18 protein-coding genes are annotated in these 20087 nt (G+C 49.3%); 12 read left to right on the forward strand and 6 right to left on the reverse strand.

Annotated features, from left to right (window positions below; genetic code table 11):
* The first annotated feature begins 63 nt into the window (after positions 1 to 63).
* Positions 64 to 921: a thermonuclease family protein gene (locus AB4114_RS27460; RefSeq protein WP_441991313.1), complete on the forward strand. Its 858-nt coding sequence runs from the start codon at positions 64 to 66 to the stop codon at positions 919 to 921.
* 304 nt (positions 922 to 1225) lie between these two features.
* On the opposite strand, the gene AB4114_RS27465 is transcribed toward AB4114_RS27460, so the two are convergent.
* Entirely contained in the window at positions 1226 to 2497 is a 1272-nt protein-coding gene (locus tag AB4114_RS27465; protein ID WP_441991314.1) for an MDR family MFS transporter, read from the reverse strand.
* 159 nt (positions 2498 to 2656) lie between these two features.
* Complete coding sequence (locus AB4114_RS27470; RefSeq protein ID WP_441991315.1) at positions 2657 to 3493, reverse strand: hypothetical protein; 837 nt, start codon at positions 3491 to 3493, stop codon at positions 2657 to 2659.
* 140 nt (positions 3494 to 3633) lie between these two features.
* Between AB4114_RS27470 and AB4114_RS27475 the strand changes: the two genes are divergently transcribed.
* The 7 genes from AB4114_RS27475 to AB4114_RS27505 all read left to right on the forward strand — a co-directional run bounded on the left by AB4114_RS27475 (position 3634) and on the right by AB4114_RS27505 (position 12300).
* Positions 3634 to 4308, forward strand: coding sequence for a response regulator transcription factor (locus AB4114_RS27475; protein ID WP_441991316.1), 675 nt, complete (start codon positions 3634 to 3636; stop codon positions 4306 to 4308).
* Positions 4298 to 5683: a sensor histidine kinase gene (locus tag AB4114_RS27480; RefSeq protein ID WP_441991317.1), complete on the forward strand. Its 1386-nt coding sequence runs from the start codon at positions 4298 to 4300 to the stop codon at positions 5681 to 5683. The genes AB4114_RS27475 and AB4114_RS27480 overlap by 11 nt, the downstream gene beginning before the upstream one ends.
* A gap of 527 nt (positions 5684 to 6210) precedes the next feature.
* Positions 6211 to 7263: an NAD(P)/FAD-dependent oxidoreductase gene (locus tag AB4114_RS27485; RefSeq protein WP_441991318.1), complete on the forward strand. Its 1053-nt coding sequence runs from the start codon at positions 6211 to 6213 to the stop codon at positions 7261 to 7263.
* Between the two features lie 141 nt (positions 7264 to 7404).
* A complete protein-coding gene (locus AB4114_RS27490; RefSeq protein WP_441991319.1) occupies positions 7405 to 7896 on the forward strand; it encodes a CcdC protein domain-containing protein in 492 nt (163 codons plus the stop codon).
* Between the two features lie 120 nt (positions 7897 to 8016).
* Complete coding sequence (locus AB4114_RS27495) at positions 8017 to 8988, forward strand: ornithine cyclodeaminase family protein (RefSeq protein WP_441991320.1); 972 nt, start codon at positions 8017 to 8019, stop codon at positions 8986 to 8988.
* A gap of 12 nt (positions 8989 to 9000) precedes the next feature.
* Positions 9001 to 10161, forward strand: coding sequence for a dipeptidase (locus AB4114_RS27500; RefSeq protein WP_441991321.1), 1161 nt, complete (start codon positions 9001 to 9003; stop codon positions 10159 to 10161).
* 12 nt (positions 10162 to 10173) lie between these two features.
* Complete coding sequence (locus AB4114_RS27505) at positions 10174 to 12300, forward strand: CocE/NonD family hydrolase (protein WP_441991322.1); 2127 nt, start codon at positions 10174 to 10176, stop codon at positions 12298 to 12300.
* A gap of 34 nt (positions 12301 to 12334) precedes the next feature.
* Here AB4114_RS27505 and AB4114_RS27510 read toward each other — a convergent pair whose 3' ends face one another.
* The 3 genes from AB4114_RS27510 to AB4114_RS27520 all read right to left on the reverse strand — a co-directional run bounded on the left by AB4114_RS27510 (position 12335) and on the right by AB4114_RS27520 (position 14158).
* A complete protein-coding gene (locus AB4114_RS27510; RefSeq protein WP_441991323.1) occupies positions 12335 to 12736 on the reverse strand; it encodes a toxin-antitoxin system TumE family protein in 402 nt (133 codons plus the stop codon).
* On the reverse strand, positions 12711 to 13394 hold the full coding sequence (locus AB4114_RS27515) for a hypothetical protein (protein ID WP_441991324.1): 684 nt from the start codon (positions 13392 to 13394) through the stop codon (positions 12711 to 12713). The genes AB4114_RS27510 and AB4114_RS27515 overlap by 26 nt, the downstream gene beginning before the upstream one ends.
* Before the next feature lie 113 nt (positions 13395 to 13507).
* Positions 13508 to 14158, reverse strand: coding sequence for a transmembrane-type terpene cyclase (locus AB4114_RS27520; RefSeq protein WP_441991325.1), 651 nt, complete (start codon positions 14156 to 14158; stop codon positions 13508 to 13510).
* A 330-nt stretch (positions 14159 to 14488) separates the two neighbouring features.
* Between AB4114_RS27520 and AB4114_RS27525 the strand changes: the two genes are divergently transcribed.
* The 4 genes from AB4114_RS27525 to AB4114_RS27540 all read left to right on the forward strand — a co-directional run bounded on the left by AB4114_RS27525 (position 14489) and on the right by AB4114_RS27540 (position 19905).
* Positions 14489 to 15247, forward strand: coding sequence for a GTP pyrophosphokinase (locus AB4114_RS27525; protein ID WP_171629961.1), 759 nt, complete (start codon positions 14489 to 14491; stop codon positions 15245 to 15247).
* 79 nt (positions 15248 to 15326) lie between these two features.
* Positions 15327 to 15551 (forward strand): hypothetical protein, encoded by a 225-nt coding sequence (locus AB4114_RS27530; RefSeq protein WP_056611059.1) that lies wholly within the window; start codon positions 15327 to 15329, stop codon positions 15549 to 15551.
* A 4-nt stretch (positions 15552 to 15555) separates the two neighbouring features.
* The gene (locus AB4114_RS27535; RefSeq protein ID WP_441991326.1) at positions 15556 to 15990 is read left to right on the forward strand and encodes a DUF6526 family protein; all 435 of its coding nucleotides are present in this window, start codon (positions 15556 to 15558) and stop codon (positions 15988 to 15990) included.
* Between the two features lie 156 nt (positions 15991 to 16146).
* Positions 16147 to 19905, forward strand: a complete 3759-nt coding sequence (locus AB4114_RS27540; RefSeq protein ID WP_441991327.1) for an Npt1/Npt2 family nucleotide transporter — start codon at positions 16147 to 16149, stop codon at positions 19903 to 19905.
* A 71-nt stretch (positions 19906 to 19976) separates the two neighbouring features.
* Here AB4114_RS27540 and AB4114_RS27545 read toward each other — a convergent pair.
* A partial coding sequence (locus AB4114_RS27545; RefSeq protein WP_441991330.1) for an IS3 family transposase occupies positions 19977 to 20087 on the reverse strand: 111 nt, incomplete at its 5' end.

The raw sequence follows: 20087 nt of genomic DNA on the forward strand, positions 1-20087 counted from the left end.
TAGGAAGCGTACATACGAGATCATAGACCACTAGAACAGTCATCATATGGAGGTTACAACGCAATGGTAAACGCAATCCTAAGCTTTTGTGTCAAAAAACAAATTGTCCGTGCAGGCATTTTCGTTCTGCTTATCATGGTGACGTCGGCATGTTCGTCATCACAAGTAGATGTTGATATTGCAACACCTTCCGCAGCAGCGTCCGCGTCTAACAAGGCAACCGTCAAGGGATCGGATAAATCTGCGGTAAATAAGCGAATTCCCGCAAAAGTAGTTCGGGTCGTTGATGGTGATACCATGAAGGTTTCTTTTACCGAGGGTGGCAAAGCCAAAGAGGAAACGATCCGTTTGTTGCTTGTAGATACGCCAGAAAGCGTGGATCCCGAGAAGCCTGTTCAGCCTTTTGCGCTGGAAGCGTCCAACTATGCCAAAACGATGCTCACAGGCAAAGACGTTCAGCTGGAACTGGATGTATCGGAGCGGGATAAATATGGTCGGTTGCTATGCTATCTCTACATAGGGGATAACATGTTCAACGAGCTGCTGCTCGAATATGGCTACGCCAGAGTTGCGTACATCTACCCGCCTAACGTGAAATATGTGGATCAGTTCCGTGAGATTCAGAAGAAAGCACAGCAGAAGGCTTTGAATATCTGGAGCGTGGAAAATTATGCCCAAGAGGATGGGTATCATGAGGGTGTGGTGAAGGGGAGCGCAACGCCATCGGCAAAGTCAACCACAACGGCAGCTCCGAAACCCGTCACTACATCGCAACCATCGACAACAACGACATCGAAACCATCGGTGATTTACAACTCCTGCAAGGAGGCCAATGCGGCTGGTGCTTATAAAATCAAAAAAGGCGAGCCAGGCTACAGCGCAAAGTTAGATGGAGACAACGATGGTATTGCATGTGAGTAATGATAACCGGATTAGATGGATTTTCTCCCGCTATTTTTGAGTGTTTTGGTAAGTTGGGATGAATAAATGGATTTCCTACATCTAAATTCATACATTTTGGCCGAAAAGTGAGATTGGCGCGAAAACAACTGTATGTTTTCCAGTTAAAGTGAGATGCGGCAGGGAATCGTCGAAATTAACTACGTATTTTCCAGTTATTTGATAAGTGGAGCCTAACTGGGAGTTGTCTCAGCCGCAACAGATACGGCATCCCTGCAAATGTTGAAAAAAAGCACCCTCACGGGTGCTTTTTCTAATTCTTAGCCTACTGCACCGCAGTTTGCTTATCATACTGATTAAACATCATGTTGTAGATGGCTGCCGACAATACAGCAAGTGCCGCCAACAAGATGAACGTCCAGGTAAAGCCGATCCAACTGCTGATTGGGATAGATAGCGGTGCTATGGTGCGCCCGAGCGTATAACGCAAGCTAGAAGCAGCAAAATATTGGCCGCGGATATGATCCGGCGCCAGTCTGGACACGAAGGCTTGCTGTGGTCCTGCGGACATGAGCTCGGCAAGCGTGAAGACGGCTATCGCGATAGTTAATCCCCAGAAGGTGGACATCTGGCAGAACATCACCATGCCGAGCGCGTAGAAAAGGGCCCCGCCGATGAACACATAGCGATCGCGATACGCCAGCATCCATTTGGTCACGATGACGGTGAAGAGAGCAACGAATAAACCATTTTCGGAGACGATTAAACCGAATAGCTGCTTACCAGTGAGCTGGAGATCCCAGTCATGGTAGGAGAAAATCGTCGTGAGCGGCATCGTTTCTTCCAAGAAGACGGGAAAAAGCAAGTCGAGCTGCATGAAGGTCTGCGAAAGCAGCACACCAGCGATGACGAACAGCAGGAATACGCGGTCTGTGGCAATGATTTTGTAGTCGCGCAGCTGCACCGCGATGGCATGGTACCAAGGGGTGCCAGCTTGTGAGCGATGGCGATCCGCTAGCTGTTTCGGCAGTGTTTCGTTTAAGCGTCGTGCCATCATGAGTGCGAGTAACACGCAAACGACAGCAGCCGCGGCCAGCACGAGATATGGATTGTCCTTATACAGGAGGGAGCCGAGCAAAGGCCCTACAACGACAGCCATGTTCGCGGCTGTATAGAAGATGGCGAATACGCTGGAGCGATGCTCCTCGTCCACGACATCCGCCACCATAGCTTGGCTGGCAGGCCAATACAACGAGCCGCAAAAGCTAGCGAAGCTGAAGCCAATGAAGCTCATAATGGGCATGGCCAGCCATGGAGAAGCGGCTAGAGCGAAGATCCCGTAGCCCAGCGCTTGTCCCAAAGCGGCGATCACCATCATTCGTTTGCGCCCGAAGCGATCCGCACTGTACCCACCGAGCAAATTGCCGAACACAGAAAGCGCCTGCGATAAGACGAGAAGAATACCTGTCCAACCTTTCCCGAAGGAATTGGCGAAATAGATGGATAAGAACGGAAAGAATGCCCAAAAAATAACGTTAAAAGCGGTTTCTCCGCCGAGGCGGATTTTTAAATTAATATCCCAATCTTTGATCTTCATTATTTAATTTACCTCTGGTTAATTTAAGTATCTCCCTATCATACTACCAATCTTCGTGCGGAGACAAGACGGCTGGGAGAATGAATGGTTCCTGTTGTACCAAATATTAATGGGAAAAGGAGCTTGCCACAGATGATCTGTGACAGGCTCCTTCTCATTTTAATCGAGGGTAATCGAGGTGATACTCCCATTCGTCTTAAAATCTTGCGTATACGTCACCACGGCTTTGGCCGTTATGGTGCCAGTAGGTCCAGTGATGCTAACTGTTGGCGTGGAGGAATAGCCAGCACCCGGATTCGTGATCGTAATGCCTGTTACCACACCATCCGAGACGATGGCTGTTGCGGTTGCGGAGGTTTTATGCCAAGTTGCCGTTCGATTCCCGTTGTAGCGGTAGAAATTAGATACTTCGTCCAGACGCTCGTTGGTGATGCCGTAAGGCCCAAGTACCTTCAGTAAAGCGGCTTTGTTTCGTTGTGCGAGCTCATGACTTGGTTGGCTGTCTAACCCAGATGGCGTCACTCCGCTAAAAGCTGTTCGAAACACCTCAGTAGGTACGCCGAGAGCGGCGGCAATCAGCACAACGGGCCGTCCTTTATCCTGAGGATCTGTTATGAGACCACCTGAAATGACGACGGAATAAGTAGAAGGATTCGTAATTCCGTTGGTTGCTTCCCCATTCGAAGGATTTGAGCTTACCGGCGGGCTTGCTGGTGCTTCTGCTCGTCCTCCTTCTCCTTGCCCCGGGCAATCCAAACCGTCGTGGTTAGGTGGAGGTGGATTTTCACCATTTACGCGAGGGCCACCTGGCTTGCCGGCTTCCCCTTGCTTTGGCTTAGGTTTTGCTGGCTTATCCTGTGTTGGGGCTGTAGTCGTTGTTTGCTCGGATTCTGGTGCTGCTAATGCCTTGCTGTTAGCTCCTAAAGCAATAACACCACTGCCTGCTAATACAACGGTTAATGCGCTTGCGAGGATGATTTTCGTTTTTGTGTTCATGGGGATCTTCCTTTCGTTTTCGTAGATTGGTTGTTCCATGAGACCTATCTTAACCCCACTTGGTGAAATTACGGTGAAAGCCCGAAGGCGATAGATTATACTTAATCGTAATAGAGCGAACGAGAGATGGTGGTTTATCGATGAAGCTTTTATTAGCGGAAGATGACGTGAAATTAGGCGAGCTAACGACGTATATGTTGAAAAAGAAGACCGGATGCAGCGTCGATTGGGTGCAAACGGGGAACGATGCCTTCGCCTATGCCGCAGCCTCTAGCTATGATGTGGTCATTCTCGATTGGATGATGCCCGATGGAGATGGGCGCGACACCTGTGCTAGGCTGCGCCAGGCTGGATATCGAGGAGCTATTCTTATGCTCACGGCCAAAGACGGGCTGCGAGATCGGGTTGAAGGGCTGGATGCGGGGGCGGACGATTATCTCGTGAAGCCTTTTGAAATGGACGAGCTGTTGGCGCGCTTGCGGGCGCTGATGCGCAGAAGCTTTGCTCCTTTGCAGGATGACGTTGTGCGAGTGGGAGAGTTGGAGCTGCAGCGGACGAATCAGATAGTTCGGCAGGGCGGTCAAGAGATTCAGTTGTCTCCGCGTGAGTTTCAGATTTTGGACCTGCTGCTGCAGAATAAAGGGCGGACGCTTACGCGTGAGGTTATTTTAGATAAAGTATGGGGCTTAGATGCCGACGTGAATTTAAAATCGATCGATGCGATCGTTAAATTAATTCGTAAGAAGCTGGAGTCTTCCGATGCGCGGGAGCTCATTCAGAGCGTGAGAGGCGTAGGGTATAAAATTGAAGCGTAACAAGAGCTGGCTGAACAAGCGCATGTCTGAAGGGAATTTATTTGACCAGACACGCCATAAACTTACGCTGCAATATAGCGGCGTGTTGATGATCTTTCTCGGGTTATTCGTTGTCATTGTGTATGCTTTGTTATATGTGTTCATCTGGAGCGACCAACGGTCTCATCTGACGGAGTTGACGAATAGTGAGCTGCAAGTTTTGCAGAAATGGGTGGATGGGGACACCAATCCGAAACGTCAGCCACCACGCTCTGTGGAAGATGCCTTCTCGATCAGCGCGGATCAATCGTTCTATTACCTCATTTCCGATACAGGGGCTGTGCAATTAGGTGATGAAACGCAGCCGGAATTGCGAGAGCAGATGATGGCTTTAATCGCGAAGGGGCAGTTCAAGGGAGAGCGAACTCAGCAAACGACCTTGCAGACGTTCGACCAACCTTCGGTGGACGTCCAAGGTCGGCCGCAACACGGGGAGGATGCCCGGTTTCTCGTGACCAGTCGGGAACTTAAGAAGAAAGGACAGTTGATCGGTACCTTATATGTGGGGAAGGAGGTCACCTTTCAGCATCAGCTGTTTCGCTTATTGCTCATCCTGATGCTAGGAATGGCGCTGCTCTTCTTTGTACTCGCGCTGTGGTTCAGTCATCGTATGGCGCGAAGAGCGATCATCCCGATTGCCAAAACGTATGAGCGGCAACGCGAGTTCGTTGCCGATGCTTCGCATGAGCTGCGTACCCCGCTCAGCGTCATGCTCACCTCCATCGAGGCGCTGCAGCTCGATGCGGATGAAGACAATCCCTTCACGAATAACGTGCTGAAGAGTATGAAGGATGAGGTCAACGCCATCACAAGGCTGACCAGTGAGCTGCTGCAGCTGGCGCGGTCGGATGCGGAAGAGTTCGAGCTGGAGCGTTCTAGTTTTCAGTTGAAACCAGTCGCCGAAAGTGTAATTGAGAAGCTGCTTCCCGCAGCGCAAGCTAAAGGCATGGCGCTGAAGCTGCATGTGGCTGAAGAGCTGACCGTGGAGTGGGATCGAAGCAAATTGACGCAATTGCTGGTAATTCTTATCGATAATGCGATTAAATATACGCTGGATGGTGGAGATGTACACATTAGCCTCGCGGAGAAAGTGGAAAAAGGTGCCCGCTTTCTCACGCTCGACGTGAGGGATAACGGAATGGGGATCGCGCCTGAGGCGCTGCCGCGTGTTTTTGACCGGTTTTACCGGCAGGATAAGGCTCGAACCCGGCAAGTTGGCGGTCATGGCCTTGGACTAGCCATCGCGAAGAACCTTGTGGATGCCGCGCAAGGGACGATCCAGGTGGAAAGCCAGCAGGGGGTAGGGAGCACGTTTCGCGTGCAGATCCCTGTGTAGGCAAAACCGACTAATTCTGGTGAAACGGAGCTAAAATCCCAGAGTTAGTCTACAAAACCGACTAACTCTAGAGGAACGGAGCGGAAATCCCAGAGTTAGTCTAAAAAACCGACTAACTCTAGAGGAACGGAGCGGAAATCCCAGAGTTAGTCTACAAAACCGACTAACTCTGGTGAAACGAAGCTGAAATCCCAGAGTTAGTCTACAAACCGACTAACTCTAGAGGAACGAAGCAAAAATCCCAGAGTTAGTCTGCAAAACCGACTAACTCTGGAGGAACGGAGCAAAAATCCCAGAGTTAGTCTACAAAACCGACTAACTCTAGAGGAACAGAGCTAAAATTCCAGAGATAGTCTACAAAACCGACTAACTCCGGTGAAACGGAGCCAGTAGCCCAGAATCCCCTGCTGTCCCATGGCATCGCAATGCGTTCAGCATTATTTCAGTTGATAAAATCATCAAAACGCAGTATCATTTATTAATAATGATTCTCAATATCAATTGGTGGCTTAAGGAGGGAAATGCGCATGGAAGAGAACGAATTGTTTGATGTAACGGTTATTGGCGGGGGTCCAGCGGGTTTGTACTCAGCTTTCTATAGTGGGCTTCGTGAAATGAAGACCAAAATTATCGAGTTCCAACCGCATCTCGGCGGCAAAATACATGTGTATCCGGAAAAAATGATTTGGGACGTAGGCGGCGTCACACCGACACCAGGAGCGAAGCTGATCAATCAGCTTGTCGAGCAAGGACTTACGTTCAGCCCGGAGGTTGTGTTGAATGAGAAGGTGGAAGCTATCGCTAAAAACGAAGAGGATATCTTCGTCCTGCGCACAACATCAGGTCAGTTGCACTATTCCAAAACCGTGATCGTCGCGGTCGGCTCTGGCATCCTTAACCCGAAAAAGCTGGAGATCGAAGGCGCAGAGCGCTATGAAGTTTCGAATTTGAACTACACGGTGAAGTCACTGGGGCGCTTCAAGAACAAGACTGTCGTTGTTTCAGGTGGCGGTAACTCTGCTGTCGATTGGGCAAATGAATTGGAACCTGTCGCCAAGCAGGTCATTCTCAGCTACCGCAAAGAGCAGCTAACCGGACACGAAGCCCAAGTGAAGCAGTTACAGAACAGCTCCGTGATCTGCCACTTAAATACCTCCATTACGAAGTTATTTGCAGCTGGCGAGGACGCATCTATTGAACGCGTGGAACTGACGAATCATGAAACGGGAGAGGTTTCATCTGTGTTGGTGGATGAAGTGATTATCAACCATGGCTATGATCGTGACACGACCTTGCTAGAAAATAGTGAAATCGAGATCGCAAGAGCGGAAAATTACTATATCGCGGGTAATGCGAACAGCGAATCCTCTGTGCCAGGACTATATGCAGCTGGCGACATTCTTAATCATCCAGGCAAAGTGCATCTGATCGCGGGAGCCTTCCAAGACGCGGCGAATGCGGTGAATAAAGCCAAACTGTACATTCAGCCGACAGCAGAGAAGTTCGGGATGGTCTCTTCGCATAATCAAGCCTTTAAGAAGCGCAATAAAGAGTTAGTGAAGCAAATGTTTCAATCGTAATCTGGAAAAGCTACATAAACTAGGCACCCCGCGGGGTGCTTTTTACCGTCCAATCATATTGTCGGTCTCGAGACGGAGGTAAATTCGGATGAGTGGCCGTATAATTTCTGTAGAACTTGTCATCGAAAGGGGCACTACAATATGAACGCTGAAACACTCATCGGTTATGGAATCGGTGCTGTTGTAATTATTTTAGTTATTTGGTTAAGAACGCGAGGGAAAGCAAAGCCAATTCGGAATAAAGGAAGAGGCATGCTGATTCCAGTTTTCCTGCTGCTCATTGTGTTTGGAATTAGTATTAACTCACTGACACATATACCGGATCATCCTTTTCATATACCGGCTATTTGGGAGCTGTTATGTGCAGGCGTGCTCGGCGTCGCGTTAGGCAGTATTATGCTGTATCACACGGGGTATGAGAAGCGGGAGGATGGTTTGGTCTATTCGAAACCTAACCCTAATTTCAAATATGTGATCATTGCCGTTATCGCGGTCCGTTTGATATTATCCCAGTATTTCAAAGGTTTGGATCCGTCGGAATTTGCTGTGCTAACGATGGTTATGGCGTATTTATACATTTGCGTGTGGCGTATCGGCAGTTTTCTCAAGTACCGGAAGGCTAGCGCTGGTTAAAAATACAAGCGTTTAGGAGCACCCCTAGGGTGCTCTTTTTTCAATTGCAAAATTCCCCCACTGCCTCCGACTTTGCTATAATAACAAGAACTACATATAAGCAGGTGATGTGCCATACTAGTGATCAAGTCAACCGAAGTGCAAGAGCTGCTTGCGATGCCAGCCTGTATTGAAATCATGGAAGCGGTCCTCGCTGATTTGGTGAATGGACATGCCGTGCAGGCATTACGATCCGTTGTTCCGCTGGAAGGCGGCAATGTGATGGGGCTGATGCCGACATATTTGAAAAGAGATGAGAAGGTTGGCGCCAAAGTGATCACCGTGTTTCCGGGGAATCATGGAAAAGGCTTCCCTTCCCATCAAGGCTTTGTCTCACTATTCAATTCGACCAATGGTCAATTGGAGGCGATTGTGGATGGTACCCGAATCACGGCCATCCGAACCGCAGCGGTCAGCGCAGCAGCAACGAAGTTGCTGGCTAAGCCCGAGGCCGCGACTCTTGCCGTGATTGGCACGGGCGAGCAAGCCCGCACGCACATCGAGGCGATGCTGCTCGTGCGCCCGATCACGAAGATCATGGTATGGGGGCCGAACCCGGCCCATGCCGAGCGTTTGAGAGCCGAGACGGCAAGCCGGTATCCGGCTGTCTTCGTCTCGATTGCATCCTCCGCACAGGAGGCTGTGGCGGATGCGGATATCATCTGCACGGTGACGGCGTCGACGACGCCGATCGTGCATGGCGCGTGGATCAAAGCAGGCGCGCATGTGAATGCCGTTGGCGCCTGCCGAGCGAAGGACCGCGAGCTCGATACCGAGCTGGTGCGTCGGGCTGAGCTTTTTGTGGACCGCACAGAATCCGCTGTGAACGAGGCGGGTGATTACCTGATCCCTCTGCAGGAGGGAGCCATCAGTGGAGATCACATTTTAGCTGAAATTGGTGAGCTGTTGGTGGGTGCCAAAGAAGGAAGACGCTCCGCCACGTCTATCACGCTGTTCAAATCATTAGGGCTTGCTTGCGAGGATCTGGCAGCGGCCACTTATATCTACAAGGAAGCGATTCGCACGAACAAAGGAACCCACATTGACTTCTAGGAGTGTGCATCGATGAATTCGACAGAAGGATTATATCCATTCAACCTTACACCAGAGCAAGAAGAACGGGCACGGGAGCTGCATGAGAGCTCGATTATTATTGATCTTTTGTTCCAGGGACCGCTATCTCCAAAGGCGATTCCGCAGGCAGTGTCCGAGAGCATTTGGGAGGCGTGTGAGCCGTATAAAGAGGATACATGGACATACAGCGCGATGCCGAGCAAAATTATTCACGACATGGCGGCTCGCGGAGAGATCTCCGAGTTCAAAGATGAGTGGTACCGTTCGGGTATCACGGCAGGGAATCGTCAACTAGATGTGTCTAGTGTAGACAAGATTCTGATCAGCATGGGTGATATTCAGCGTCAATTTGATGCGAACGAGTGGCTTGTGAAAGCTGTGACGGCGGAGCAGATTCGCGCAGCGAAGGCTAGCGGACTTAAAGCGGGAATCGTAACGGCACAGGAAACAGATGGCTTAGGCAAAAATCTCGAGCTGCTCGAGGCGATGTACAATTTTGGGCTGAGAGTGCTACAGCTTACCTATAACAATCAAAATTATATTGCTTCCGGCTGTATGGAAGAGGCGAACGGCGGTGTGAGCAAGTTCGGTACGCGTTTTATTAGCAAAATGAATGAGCTGGGCATCATCGTAGACACGAGTCATTGCGGCAAACAAACGACACTGGACGCGTGTCGACTTTCAACAGCGCCAGTGATTGCTTCGCACACAGGTGTTGAAGCGATTTACAATCATAAGCGCTGCAAAAGCGATGAAGAATTTGGGGCCATTGCCGCAACAGGCGGCGTAATTGGCGTGTTCGCGATGCCGTGGTTCGTCCACGGGGATCCGAATGATACAACCATCGAGCATGTGCTCGATCATATGGATTATCTCGTCCGACTGGTCGGCGTGGACCATGTCGGGATTGGCACGGACTGGCCGATGAGTGATGTGGCGTGGTCGTTGGTCTATTTTAAAGAGCATATTGCGCCTCGCATTGGGTTCGCCAAAGGGGATGGACCCTCGACGGAAACGGTGAAGGGGCTTGAGAAATATAGCTATTTTATTAATTTTACCCGTGGTTTAGTGGCAAGAGGTTACTCGGATGAGGATGTTCGCAAAATGATGGGTGGAAACTGGCTGCGCGTGTTTGAAGCGGTGTGCGGATAGGAGATGGCGGAGATGACTACGGGGACAACGATTTATAAGCTGTATGCGGCGGGCGTGTATGAGGGGAGGATTAGGTTTGCGGAGAGTGCGATCATGCATGCCAAAGTGGATGCACGTCGGCGGACGCAGATGCAGGAAAATGTTCTTGCGGAGTCCGCGGGCTACATCCTTCCTTTGCACAAAATTAGTGTGAATCAGTCCCATTATGCGGGTGCGGAGTGGCAAGATGAAGAGGTCGTGCTGGGAAATGGCGATGTGTATCAGAAGCATATCCAATACACAGGTGAAGTAGCGGGCAGAGAGGTCGTTGCGCAAGTATGGGCATTGCGTAAGGATACTGCCCTCGATATCGTGACTGTGGATGGCAGTGTTGTCGCCTTCGTGGCACCGAACCGGTATGGCATGGAAGTGCTGGTCGTGGACGGTTATGAGGCCGTGACACCGTTGGTGGAGTATGCAGATCCTTTGCTGTCCAAGCCGGAGTTTGGCGTGGATGATCTGGGAACGGATTTAATCCCCATGCGCGATGGCGTTCGTTTGGCGACGGATGTGTATTTGCCAGAGGGCGTGGTGCCAGGTACGAAGCTGCCGACGATTCTGATCCGTACATGCTATGACCGCAATCTGCGGAAGACGTTCTTTATGCGGTGGGCGAACAAAGGCTATGCCGTCGTCAATCAGGACGTTCGCGGGCGCGCCGATTCCGAGGGGGAGCTTGTGCCGTTCTTTTATGAGCGCGAGGATAGCTCGGACACGATCGATTGGATCGTAGCGCAGGACTGGTCCGACGGGAACGTGGGCATGTGGGGAGCGTCGTACCTCGGCTACGTAGTAACAGCCGCAGCGACGAGCGGGCACCCGAATTTGAAGGCTGTCGTGAACGAAGTGAACGTCGGTTCGCCGTTCGTGGATACGGTGCGCAAGGGCGGTACCGTGTGTTCGTGGCCTTTGCTGTGCTGGACGTTGGCGCAGTCGGTGGGGACGCGGACGGATTTTGATATCTTCGGGGGGCGGACGGTCAGCCCAGAGAAGGCTGTTGATGCGAGGCCGATTCGCGAGATTCCGCAGCAGATGATCGGGAAGGCTTCAGGTCCGTGGGACATTTGGAGTGAGCATCCGGAGTATGATGATTTCTGGCGAAATTGCACGTATAGCGAGCGCGGGGAGCACGTGAAGGCGCCAATGTTCATCATCTCCGGCTGGTACGATGGTGACAGTGCGGGCGTGTCGGAGACATGGCGGATGCTCACGAAGCACGATGTGCCGAACCGCAAAATCTGGCTCGGACCCTGGGAGCACGGCCCGAATCGCGCCCGTGACCTGCTGGACGCCAGCTTCAGTAACGATGCTGTTGTGTATAACTACGATGTGAACGTGTTGCGCTGGTTTGATCGGTTTTTGAAAGGCATAGCCAATGGCATCGAGCAGGAGCCGCGCGCTAGGTATTATGTGGTCGGCACCAACGAGTGGCGGACCTCCGATGATTGGACGCCGAGCGAGGCGACGGCGACGAAGTGGTATCTGGGCAGCGGCGGGCGAGCCAACTCGAGCCTTGGCGATGGCGTGCTGACACTGATGACGGCGAAGGCGCACGGGCAGGCTGAGTCGGACTCCTACGTGTACAATCCGGAGGAGCCTGTTGCGGACAGCGGTGAGCGTGAGCCGGAGAACATGCGGAAGCATGAGCTGCGCAGCGACATCCTCGTGTACACAAGCGAGGTGTTGGCGGAGGCCGTGACCGTGGCGGGCGAGCTGTCTTGCGAGCTGTACGCGTCGAGCAGCGGCGTGGACACGGATTGGGTTGTGACCTTAAGCGATGTGGACCCGAAGGGGAACTCCATCAAGCTGTCGAACTACATCGTGCGCGCGAAGTACCGGAGCGGCTTGGATGCACCGGAGCTGCTCACGCCGGGGAAGGTCGAGAAGTTTGCGATTTTTATGCAAAATATCGCACATACCTTCCCGGTCGGGCACCGCTTACGATTTACGGTGACTTCGTCTAGTAAAATGATCGCGTTCCCGAACACGAATACCGGCTTGAATCCGTATTCGGATCCACAGCCGGTTGTGGTGACGCAGAAGATCTATCACTCGGTGACGTATCCGAGCCATGTGAGTCTGCCGATTTTGGCTAACTAGTAGAGAAAAAAGACACCTTATTGGGTGTCTTTTTCTATTTCCTGAGGGTATGTTGTCTTAATCGGATAAATTCTAAAATTTGAGTAAGTTCACGAAAATGAGTATTAGGCCCTCTATATGTTTCATTCTGAATATGGAACGGATCATGAACGGTAATGTGAGCTGGGGTACCATCAGCATGATAGTGAGCATGGAACTTCATAATCAGTTGTTGATTCTCAGCATACCAATCATACCAGTACAACTCAATTTCGGTTCTGGTTTCCTCCAGAACTTCGATGCAGTACATTTTTGAGAAATCGTGAAAAACAATGGTTTTACGAATCGTTCTAGCATCACTCGCAAGACCCTGTGCACCATTTCGAATTTCCTGAATAATATCTGCAAAGTTTTTCTCAATAAAAATAAAGTTACTCTTTGGTATTCCTAAACTCAAGTGTTTGCCTCCTTAGCAGGTGTTTCCAAACTTGAGCGTCTGTCTCTTCTTCAGGAGTAAGTTCATTTTTAGCGCCGAGCGTCGCTTCATATTCACCATTATATTTATGTTCATACATCGCGATTTGGCGTGTATAGTAGCTTAAATTGTCTTCTTGCTGATGCTGCTGTTCATGCTCTAGTTCTTGCTGTTCCCACATTTTTACCACTTCGTCCACTCTAATTTTTTTTCCGGCAGCTGTAATGTACAAGGTATCTCCGGAAATACGATTATGCTTGTGGTCACCTGCTCGTTCAATACCTTCAAAGCGCCCTTGATCTAACCAATTATGGATGGAAACGACGGAAACTCCGAAATATTTTGAAAGCTCCTTTACGCTATAATCCTTCGTTGACTCTGTCATGACCTGTTTGTGAGTATAAGCCTGTGTCAGAGCATGCTGTAATAAGTTTGAAAATTGCTCTTTAAACACTTCTGTATTCTCAAAAATAGACTCATCCAGCGATTGCACGAGCGTAGCATTGTTCTGGACAGAATGTGCGAGGACTTTAAACAGCAGAACACTATTGTCATAACTACGATCAAGGAGCTCAACTACGATTTCTTGTGCATTCTTGCTAAATAAGTTTTTTTCCGCATAGGTTATCGGCATTAACATCACCCCATACCTCCATATTAATGCTTTTAGCCATATTTTTCAATTAAATTAAACTAAATTTAAAGTAATTTAAAGATACTAGTTATTATTATTCAAAAATGTTATGTTTAAACCTATCTATTCATATTTAAACTGGGAACCTTTCCAGCAGCCAATCCCGCCCGATGAACAATCGCAATATAGACAATATCCGCAATCGTCACTAACACGCACATAATCGTAAGTAGAAAAGAGTCCGGGTACAACGAGTAGCAGAGGATAGATGCGCACAAGGTGCCGATCATTTTGTAGTAGGCGATGTAGATCGTCTGGCCTTTGAGGCCTTGTGTGAAAGGCAGTTTGATAAACAAGATCGACATCATCAGATTGATGCCAAAGGCTGTGTATTTACCTTCCTGATCATGAAATTCGACGACCATGCCGACATGGAGCAGCAGAGAAATGACAAGTAAAGAGAAGATCGCTGGCAGGAGCAGGCGTGGCGGAAACTGGCTTTTGGCAAAGTAGACACCTTGAAACAGAATGACACAGTCCAGCAGAAACCAGACCAGCGAAATGACCATCTGCAGCGGGTGAAATGGCATCACGAAGGCGAACAGAAACTCCCACGTGATATTAGCGCAAATAGCTGCCAGTGGCATGCCGCAGGCGCGATCCTTGAACCCTTGGATAATGATGAGAATATAGGTGATGGTCCAGAAAATAGCTAGTCCATATTGCAGGAAAAGCTCCATTTGATTAGATAGCAAGTGCTGCATCGCCATAGTGGGAAAGCACATCCTTTCGCGGGTGTCTCTCTCCATTTCTATGTACAAGCATTGAGAAAAAGAAGGGGTCATTGTGGATAACTTTAATGTTATCTTGCTGTAGTCTCACAGCGAAGATACGAAAAATGCCAACATGATTCTGAATCGCTGGGGCACTCTAAAAAGCGATTACTTCACGTATAAAATGCACTAATTCATACAACAGACACGAAAGACACCCAAGCGGTGTCTTTTCTCATCGCTGCATTTGCGTAGAGCGATCTCCATGATTTAAACTAGCAAGGAATGGAAAAATAACGATAATTTAAGGATGGACTCGGTATGAATATGATTACGAATCAGTTTTCGATGAATGATTTGAAAAAGTTTAAACACGAAATTACACGCTTTATGATGACCTATAAGTTTGCGCTGGATGAAATGGAGACGAGAATCGATATCCTCGTTCAAGAATTCGAGATGCTGCATGAATATAACCCGATTGAACATACGAAATCTCGGTTGAAATCGCCTGAAGGTATTTTTCAAAAGCTGATGAGAAAAGGCGGAGAGCTCTCTTTCGAAGGCATTAAGGGCAGCGTGAAGGACATTGCCGGTTTGCGAATTACATGCTCGTTCGTGTCCGATATTTATGTCATTTCCAAGATGTTGAGAAATCAGAATGACCTTCATATTTTGAGCGAAAAAGACTATATCAAAAATCCGAAGCCCAATGGCTACCAAAGCTTACATTTGCTCATTGAAGTGCCTGTACATATGTCGGACCGCGAAGAGCGCGTCTGTATGGAAGTGCAAATTCGTACGATTGCCATGGACTGTTGGGCGAGCCTGGAGCATAAAATATTTTATAAATTCAATGAAGGCAACCAAGCTGTACCTGCTCGTCTCTTAGAAGAATTAAAGCAAGCGGCAGCCTCAGCGGCGGCACTCGATTCACAGATGGAACGGCTGCATGCTGAGATCAGTGTGATTAAGGAAGAGCAGGCGGATATCGCCGAAGATGCCTTGAATCAAATCATGATAAGCAATCAGAAATTTGCGTTGCCGAAAGCACTGCTGGCGCTCATGAGCGAAGAGGAGTCCTAGGTGGCAGATGAAGGTAATTGGGTGATGAGGGTGTTTTCGTGCTATAATAGAAGGATCGGATTGAGAAGGGTGCGAAAACATGCAATCATTTGAAGACTGGAATCAAAAGGTGAAGACAACCTTCAACGCGACTAGCAATGAAGCGGTGCTCACGGTAATGGAAGCGGGTAAAATCTTAGGTTTGTCGAAAGATCAGATGAAGCAATATGTGGACAAAAACAATTTGACGAAAGTGCCGATCATGCGAAGTGTGCACCGTTATCTATTATTAGAGAGTGAGATTACTCAGATTGTGGGGAAATAAGTAGATGAAGGTTCAGAATTATGTCAATCATCGACGTATGCATCCGTTGTATCACTATTTCTTTTCGTTGTTGGCAGTAGGCTTAGTGGTTCTATCCATTATGCAGCTTGTTAGTGCCTTAAAGGCCAACGATCAAGTACTGCCAGCAGTCATTTTTGTCCTCATAGCTGTTATTGTGGTTGTGATTTTTTTGCTTATCCGTACCTACCCAATTAAGGCTCAGGATCGGGCGATTCGAGCAGAAGAGAACCTTCGGCACTTTGTGCTGACACAGAAGCTGCTAGATAAGAAGTTAACGATGGGACAAATTGCGGCTTTGCGTTTTGCATCGGATGAAGAGTTTCCTGCACTTTGTAAGAAGGCAGCAGCGGAGCGGATGACTCCGGATGCGATTAAGAAATCAGTACGCAGCTGGAGAGGCGACAATTTTAGAATTTAATAAAATGTCTACTAGCGGAAGACACATCTACGGATGATGTCTTTTTTTGTATGTTCTTACGTCATTTTGTTGAAAATGTAGTTATTTTTTCCTAGGACTTCTGGTACAATTTTAGGAAAGAGTCATGATCGTTTAATTTTTAGAATGAGGTGCCGTGTGAGCAGCAGTATTAGTAAAACGTATCGATCCTTTTTAAATAAAATGAGTGAGGATAAGAAGGAATACAGGAAAGTATTTCTGTTATTTGCCTATTTGTTCTTCGTGGTATCGGCATCAACAATCGGACGAACGGCGGCGGATACACTCTTCCTAAGTCGGTTCGACAATTCCTATTTGTCCCTGATGTACTTGCCGCAGGCACTCGTTATGATTACAGCAGGTATCGTATTCCAACGTTTCTCGCCTAAGGTACGCTTAGAAACTCTCCTCAAGCTGATGATTCCGCTGATCTCGGCTTTCGTGCTGATCTCTAGATTCGGTGTAGGACTCGAGCTGCGCTGGGTGTTTCCTGTCATTTACATCGGATACGATGTGTTCAATTTCCTGATGATTGTCTGCTTCTGGCAGTTCGCAACTTCGGTAATGGACGGGCGGAAAGCGAAGCAGATGATCGGGCTCGTAGGCAGCGGGGGGATTATGGGCGGAATTTTGAGCGGCTTCGGCCTCAAGGTTCTTGTTCCACTCGTCGGAACGGCTAATTTAATCTATGTATATGCCGGACTGCAATTACTTGGTCTTGTCGTTGTGCTTGTCATCTTGGGCATGACCAAAGATCAGGGTGATTCGAAGCCAGCGCAGGGTCGCAAAGCCTCGTCTAAGTCGTCATCTGTCCAGCAAAAAGGCGGCCTTTTCGCGAGTGTGCCTCATCTCAAATATGTCGCGATTCTGGCTGCTGCACTCGTCGTTTCGCTAACCTTAATTGATTATCAGTTCAAGGTCATTCTGCGCGGCACCTTGCAAAATGAAGCATTAGCCGGCTTCATGGGAAGCTTCTACGGCTTCTCGGGGTTGATCGCCCTCTGTGTGCAATTGTTCGTGTCAGGGCGTGTGATTACGCGATTCGGTGTGATGACGGCGCTGTTAATTTTCCCGATTGCTCTCTTCGCGGGAAGTCTAGGAATCCTCGTATTGCCGGTCCTGGCTATGGCGGTTGTGGTCAAAGGAAGCGATAAAGTTGTTGGTGACACGATCTACTCCTCCGTGAGCCAATTAGTGATGTTCCCCGTTCCTCCGGAATGGCGGAATAAAGCGAAGGGCTTCTTGGACGGGATTGTCCGTAACGGTGCCAAAGGACTTGCAGCCATCTGTCTTCTCCTCGTTACTCGATTCGTAGCCCCTGAGAAGTTGAGTTATATCGTGTTAGTCTTGCTCGTTGTGGGGATTTTTGCGGGCATTAAGGTAAAGAAAGCCTACTTAACCACGCTCTTGTCCAATCTCAAAACAGGCGGCGACGACCTGCAAAAGGTCGAGCTTAACCTCATGGATTCCGTAACTCGGCAAATCTTGATCGATGCACTGAATGGTTCGGACAAGCAGCAAGCGCTGTATGCGTTCGGTCTTTTGAAGGAGACAAGCTCGTTTGATCTAACGCCGCATTTGGACGGTTTATTGCGTCATGCCATACCCGAAATTCGCTTAGAAGCCTTGGCGTATGTGGAGATAAAGGTGCCGGAAGGTTTTGAGCCTGTCTTGCAGGAACTGATCGCATCTGAACATGTACAAGTCAGAGCTAAGGCGATTATCGCGCTCTCTGCTTATGCGGAAGAAGATTATGTCGATGAGATTACTGTGCATTTGGAAGATCCTTCTGTTGAAGTTCAAGCAGCAACGATTGCGGGCTTAGTCAAATATTACAGTATTGAAGGCATGTTCCGCGCGGTTGGGAAGCTCAAAGAGATGATGGAGAGCGGACATGAAGAGGAACGGATCGCCATGGCCGCGTTATTTGGACAAATCCGTGTGAAAAACTTCTACAAGCCGCTTATCTCCCTTTTGCAGGATAATAGTCCGTTGGTTCGAATTCGGGCTTTGGAGTCCGCAGCGATCCTGCACGTGCCTCCGTTACTTGTACCGATCATTGGTATGCTAAAAGATAGCAAAACCCGGCGCTATGCCATCGACGCGCTCGCCGCGTACGACGAAGATGATGTGCTGCCACAGCTGGCGCCATACTTGGAGCAGCAGGAAATTAACTTATATTTGCCTGCAGTGTTTGAAAGCATGGGAACACAACGTGCGATGGACATGTTGTTTGCTTGTTACGAGAAAGCGCCATACGCCTTGCGGGACCGTATCTTAGAGTCATTGCAACGCATGAGTAAGCAATTGCCTCAGCCGGATAGCCGCAAGGTGGAGGCGTATATTTTCCAAGAGCTTACGCTGTATGCCCAGTTTGCTGAGCATGGCTCATGCATTGTTGGTGAAGATGACTATGCGGAAATAGAGAAGATGATCGGCGAAATTCGTACGGCCATTACAAGACGTGTGTTTTTATTGTTAGCGCTTCTAAAAGATGGGCAAACCATGCAGGCCGTGTATCTGGACTGGTCGGAAGGAGATTCGCGTCAGCAGGCCAATGCCGAAGAGGTTATTGATCAGACGCTTCAAGGGACTTTGCGTACAGAGATGGCCAAATTCATGGCAGGCTCTCGCAATCTGTCCAAGGTAGCCGCAAGCAAGGTTGAGCTGAATTTGCATTTGAGCTGGCTAGCTAAGCAAGGGGATGAATGGCTGACTCAAACGATCCAGTACCATACGCCTCGGAAGTCGGATACGGTGGTGAACGTCGAGCTTGCAGATCTCATGCATCGCGTGCAGTTGCTTCGTCGTGTTTCGTTATTCCAGGGTCTCACGAGCAGAGACTTATCTGTTATCGCGAAGCGACTGCATAAATTGGCCGTCGAACAAGGCGATACGATTATTAAAGAAGGCGATCCAGGCGACTCGCTTATGCTGGTAGATGAGGGCAGAGCTGGTGTCTACCGCAACAAGCAGCTCCTCGGAGAGCTGAATCTGGGCGATTGTTTCGGTGAGATGGCGATTCTGACAAACAGTGCGCGTACAGCAACGATTAAAGCTGAAGAAGACATGGTACTGTGGCGTCTGGACTCATCTGTGTTCTACGATATGATGTTCGATCAGACGAGCATTGCTGTTGAAATGATGAAGCTGCTTTCGCGCAGACTGCGCTCCGAGTTGGAACGTGGACAGGGGAACGCGCAGGCTTCTGCGGCGGAGCAGGGGGAAGAGTTGGCTGGAGATCCGGGGCAAGCTCTGGTGGAAGGTCAAGGAGAAGATCAAGATCAAGGACAAGTGCGAGAACAAGGTCACGAAGAAGGACAAGATCAAGATCAAGGACAAGATAAAGGTCAAGGTCAAGGTCAAGATCAAGATCAAGGACGAGATGGGGATGAAGAAGCTGCACGGTCAGAACTTGTGCTTGCTCAGGCGGAGGCTGCCGTTGCAGCATTGCAGGAGCCACAGACGGTGGCGGAATTGACGAGGGATGAAGCGATTTTACGCCGGATCCTCGTCTTGCAAAAGATCGACCTCTTCGCCCATCTGGGCCCAAATGACTTCATTTGGTTGGCTCAAATGGTCGAGGAAGTTGCGTATGAGCCTGGCGAAGCGATCTGCCGCGCAGGGGACTTCGGAGATACGATGTATGGCATCATCGAAGGCAGCATCCGTGTCCACCGCGGCAGTGAGGAGTACGCGCTGCTAGGCGAAGGTGCATTCTTCGGCGAAATGGCCATCATCGACAGCGGCCCTCGATCAGCGGATTGCACAGCAAAGGACCCAGCGGTGCTGCTCCAGCTGCACCGTGACCTTGTGCTGAGCTTCTGCTTCCAGAACATCGACGTACTGCGCAGCATGATGCGCGTCATTGCGGATCGGCTGCGCGGCATGATCTAGACTAGTAAACAGCAAAGGAGTCCAACCCTGGTATAAACTGTACCCCGTGTAAAGGACATTTTAAAAAAAGTCTAGGCAGATTGAAGAAGATGATCTCTGTATTGCACAGGGGTCATCCTTTTTAAATTCCATTGGTATCTGTAGTGATTATAGTATGTCATGTAATCTTTAATCTCTCGTTT

It is taken from the genome of Paenibacillus sp. 2RAB27 (genome assembly GCF_052115445.1).
In the GTDB taxonomy this organism is placed as follows: Bacteria; Bacillota; Bacilli; order Paenibacillales; family NBRC-103111; genus Paenibacillus_E.

What these genes read in the sequence shown, in the direction of transcription:
- AB4114_RS27490 (WP_441991319.1), top strand. Translation starts at nt 7,405, where the DNA reads ATGAACGCTGAAACACTCATCGGTTATGGAATCGGTGCTGTTGTAATT.
- AB4114_RS27525 (WP_171629961.1), top strand. Translation starts at nt 14,489, where the DNA reads ATGATTACGAATCAGTTTTCGATGAATGATTTGAAAAAGTTTAAACAC.
- AB4114_RS27535 (WP_441991326.1), top strand. Translation starts at nt 15,556, where the DNA reads ATGAAGGTTCAGAATTATGTCAATCATCGACGTATGCATCCGTTGTAT.
- AB4114_RS27500 (WP_441991321.1), top strand. Translation starts at nt 9,001, where the DNA reads ATGAATTCGACAGAAGGATTATATCCATTCAACCTTACACCAGAGCAA.
- AB4114_RS27470 (WP_441991315.1), bottom strand. Translation starts at nt 3,493, where the DNA reads ATGAACACAAAAACGAAAATCATCCTCGCAAGCGCATTAACCGTTGTA.
- AB4114_RS27465 (WP_441991314.1), bottom strand. Translation starts at nt 2,497, where the DNA reads ATGAAGATCAAAGATTGGGATATTAATTTAAAAATCCGCCTCGGCGGA.
- AB4114_RS27460 (WP_441991313.1), top strand. Translation starts at nt 64, where the DNA reads ATGGTAAACGCAATCCTAAGCTTTTGTGTCAAAAAACAAATTGTCCGT.
- AB4114_RS27485 (WP_441991318.1), top strand. Translation starts at nt 6,211, where the DNA reads ATGGAAGAGAACGAATTGTTTGATGTAACGGTTATTGGCGGGGGTCCA.
- AB4114_RS27475 (WP_441991316.1), top strand. Translation starts at nt 3,634, where the DNA reads ATGAAGCTTTTATTAGCGGAAGATGACGTGAAATTAGGCGAGCTAACG.
- AB4114_RS27505 (WP_441991322.1), top strand. Translation starts at nt 10,174, where the DNA reads ATGACTACGGGGACAACGATTTATAAGCTGTATGCGGCGGGCGTGTAT.
- AB4114_RS27520 (WP_441991325.1), bottom strand. Translation starts at nt 14,158, where the DNA reads ATGGCGATGCAGCACTTGCTATCTAATCAAATGGAGCTTTTCCTGCAA.
- AB4114_RS27515 (WP_441991324.1), bottom strand. Translation starts at nt 13,394, where the DNA reads ATGTTAATGCCGATAACCTATGCGGAAAAAAACTTATTTAGCAAGAAT.
- AB4114_RS27530 (WP_056611059.1), top strand. Translation starts at nt 15,327, where the DNA reads ATGCAATCATTTGAAGACTGGAATCAAAAGGTGAAGACAACCTTCAAC.